We start from the raw sequence: 3,543 nt of genomic DNA on the forward strand, positions 1-3,543 counted from the left end.
GCACGTCGCCCGCGCCGATCGCGACTGGCGTTCCGGCAAGCAGACCCGTCGCCTCGGCCGCCGCCGGTGCGATCGTACCGCCCAAGGTTTCGGACTCGGCGACCGGTGGCAACTTGCCGGCGAGATCGGTCACGCCGAACAATTCCAGCATTTCGTCGCTGCGGCCTCGCAAAAGCGCGCTCCCCGGCGCGACGGCGGCCTCGGTTCGGTCGGCCGCGGCCAGGCCCGTGAGTCTCAGCCTGAGAAAATCCTTGTAGCACAGCACATGGGCTGTCCGTTCCAGCACGTCGGGCTCGTGTCTCTTCAGCCACATGAGCAGCGGCAATGTGCAGCCTTGCTGAAGCATGCATCCGTCGGACAGGAATATCCGGTGGTAGAAATCGGGAATGGCGGCGACGCGCTCCTCGAGCATCTCCTGGGCGCGGCTGTCTTCCCAGACGATGCCGGGCCGCAGAGCATTGCCCGTTTCGTCCGAGAGCCATGCGCCGACCATTGCCGCGGAAAGACCGACGGCCGCGATATCCCTGCCGCTCACTCCGGCGTCCGACATCGCCGACCGGATGGCGCAAACCATCGCATCCCAGGCGGAACTGGCATCGATCTCGGACCAACCCGGATGCGGCCGTTGCAGACGGATACGATGCATGCCCGTGCCGAGTTGTCGGCCCAGATCGTCGAAGACGGCGGCCTTGGTGACGGAAGAGCCGGCGTCGATGCCGAGCAGATAGCGGCTCATCGCGCAAACGCTCCGGAAGGAACCCGCGCGGAGGACAGGCAGGCTCCGCCGGACTTCGGCGCTTCGCGAAGTGTCATGCTATGCTCCCAGGCTCAGCTCGGCCACGAAGTCGTAGGCGTCGCCGCGGAAAATGGAATGGCTGCACTCCACGATGCGACCGTCCTGCAGTCGTGTCGTGCGATGGATGTCGAGCGCCGCCGAGCCGACCGGCACCTGCAACAGGCGCGCGTTATCGGCATCGATATTGATGGCGCTGAAGTGCTGCGTGGCGCTGACGGGATTGTGCCCCAGCGCCCGCAGCGTCTCGTAGAGCGACGCACCGACCTGCTCGGGATCGACAAGTATGCTCGCTGGTGAAATCGACCATTCGACCGCCATCGGCTCGTCATCGGCCAGCCGCAGCCTTTGCAGCCTTATGATCGGCTCTCCCTCGGCCACGCCCAGCAGCGCGGCCTCGCCCGCCCCGGCAATGGCGCGCTCCCGCGACAACCAGAGCGTACCCGCCCTGCGGCCGCGCGCGGTCATGTCTTCGGTGAACGAATAGAGGCGGCTGAGGCTCTGCGCGTAGCGCCTGGCCTCGCCGCAGACATAGTTGCCGCTGCCATGCCGCTGGGCGATCAGTCCCTTGGCAACAAGCTCGGCCAGCGCCTTGCGCACGGTCACGCGCGAAATGCCGAGCGCGACGGCCATGTCGCGCTCGGAGGGCAGCACGGCACCGGGCCGCAATTCGCCTGCGGCGATGGCTTTCGCCACCAGGGCATAAAGCCGCCGGTAGGCAGGCGCCGGGCCGCCCATTTCAAAACGGCGTGGATTGAATATGTCCAGAGGACCCACCATCGAGGCTGAAGATAATACCACATGAATACCAATTCTAATACCACTTCAAGCCTGATACGTCCGCGCGACCTCGTGGCCGAAGTGTTTCCGGCGTGCTGGCGCATCCAGGCGACCTGCGTCCGCCTCGACCTCCCATTGTCAGGGGCTTGACGTAGTCATCGAAGATCGCCGCCTTTGGCATGGACCACGAAGCCCGGCCGCGCTATCCCTGCCGGCATGAAAAAAGGCGATCATCTCTTTCTTGTCGACGGCTCCGGCTACATTTTCCGCGCCTATCACGCGCTGCCGCCGCTGAACCGCAAATCCGACGGCCTGCCGACCAATGCCGTGCTCGGCTTCTGCAACATGGTCTGGAAACTGATGCAGGACGCCCGCAACACCAGTGTAGGTGTCGTGCCGACGCATTTCGCCGTCATTTTCGACTATTCCTCGAAGACCTTCCGCAGCGAGCTTTATCCCGAATACAAGGCCAACCGCTCGGCGCCGCCGGAAGACCTCATCCCGCAATTCGGCCTGATCCGCCAGGCGACGGTCGCCTTCAACCTGCCCTGCATCGAAATGGAGGGATTCGAGGCCGACGACATCATCGCCACCTATTGCAGGCTTGCCTGCGAGGCCGGCGCCGACACCACGGTCATCTCCTCCGACAAGGATCTCATGCAACTGGTCGGCCCGACTGTCGGCATGTACGACCCGATGAAGGACCGCCAGATCGGCATTCCCGAAGTGATCGAGAAATGGGGCGTGCCGCCGGAAAAGATGATCGATCTGCAGGCGCTCACCGGCGACTCGGTCGACAACGTGCCCGGCGTGCCCGGCATCGGCCCGAAGACCGCGGCGCAACTTCTCGAACAGTTCGGCGATCTTGACGGATTGCTCGCGCGCGCCACCGAGATCAAGCAGGACAAGCGCCGCGAAACCATCATCGCCAATGCCGACAAGGCGCGCATCTCGCGCCAATTGGTGACGCTGAAGAACGATGTTCCCATGAAGGAAGGGCTGGACGAGCTGGTGCTGCAGCCGCCGGACGGGCCGAAGCTGATCGGTTTTCTGAAGACGATGGAGTTCACCACGCTGACGCGCCGCGTCGCCGAAGCCACGGCCACCGAGATCGGCGATGTCCAGGCCGCCGCCGTCACCGTCGAACGCGCCGACACCGCGCATGGCCCGGATGTCGGCGCGGGCGCGCCCGCGGCCCCGAGGCCGGCCACGCAGACAGCGGGTGACGCACCCGCAATGGCCGAAACCGCGCCGCCGAAGGGCGATACCCCTTCCCTGCTTTCGGCGCTACGGCTGGAACGGGCCTCGGCAGGCAAGATCGACACCTCGGCCTACCAGGCCATTCGTGACACAGCCGCGCTGAAATCCTGGATCGCCGAGGCCAGGGAAGCCGGCATTCTTGCCTTCGACGGCGAGACCACCTCGTCCGACCCGATGCAGGCCGATCTGATCGGGCTTTCCATGGCCATCGCACCCGGCCGCGCCGTCTATGTGCCGCTTGCCCACAAGAGCGGCAATGGCGATCTGCTTGGCGGCGGCCAGCTGGAAAACCAGATCCCGGTGCGCGAGGCCTTGGCGCTCCTGAAGCCGCTGCTTCAGGACCGGTCCGTCCTCAAGATCGTCCAGGACATGAAATACGACATCGTCGTGATGAGCCGGCACGGTGTCGAGGTCGCCCCGTTCGACGACACCATGCTGATCTCCTATGTGCTCGATGCCGGCACTGTCGGACATCACGACCTGGCCGGGCTTTCGGAAAAATGGCTCGGCCATGCGCCGGCCTCGAAGAAGGAGCTTGCCGGCTCGGGCAGGACCGCCATCGGCTTCGATCAGGTCGACATCGAGCGGGCAACGCTCTACGCGGCCGGACAGGCCGATCTCACCTTGCGGGTCTGGCAGGTGCTGAAGCCCCGGCTAGCGGCCAAGGGCCTGGTTTCGGTGTATGAGCGGCTGGAGCGGCCGCTGGTGCC

3 protein-coding genes are annotated in these 3,543 nt (G+C 65.3%); 1 reads left to right on the top strand and 2 read right to left on the bottom strand.

The window, feature by feature from the left end; genetic code table 11:
• Nucleotides 1–736, bottom strand: a 736-nt coding sequence (locus J0I79_RS34355; protein ID WP_292870418.1) for an FGGY family carbohydrate kinase, incomplete at its 3' end; no start/stop codon positions are given.
• Nucleotides 737–814: 78 nt separating this feature from the next.
• A complete protein-coding gene (locus tag J0I79_RS34360) occupies nt 815–1,531 on the bottom strand; it encodes a GntR family transcriptional regulator (protein ID WP_292870421.1) in 717 nt (238 codons plus the stop codon).
• A 258-nt stretch (nt 1,532–1,789) separates the two neighbouring features.
• Here J0I79_RS34360 and J0I79_RS34365 point away from each other — a divergent pair.
• Nucleotides 1,790–3,543 (top strand): 5'-3' exonuclease H3TH domain-containing protein (locus tag J0I79_RS34365; RefSeq protein ID WP_292870424.1); only part of this gene is annotated, 1,754 nt, incomplete at its 3' end.

Source organism: Mesorhizobium sp., from assembly GCF_017306585.1.
GTDB lineage: Bacteria > Pseudomonadota > Alphaproteobacteria > Rhizobiales > Rhizobiaceae > Mesorhizobium.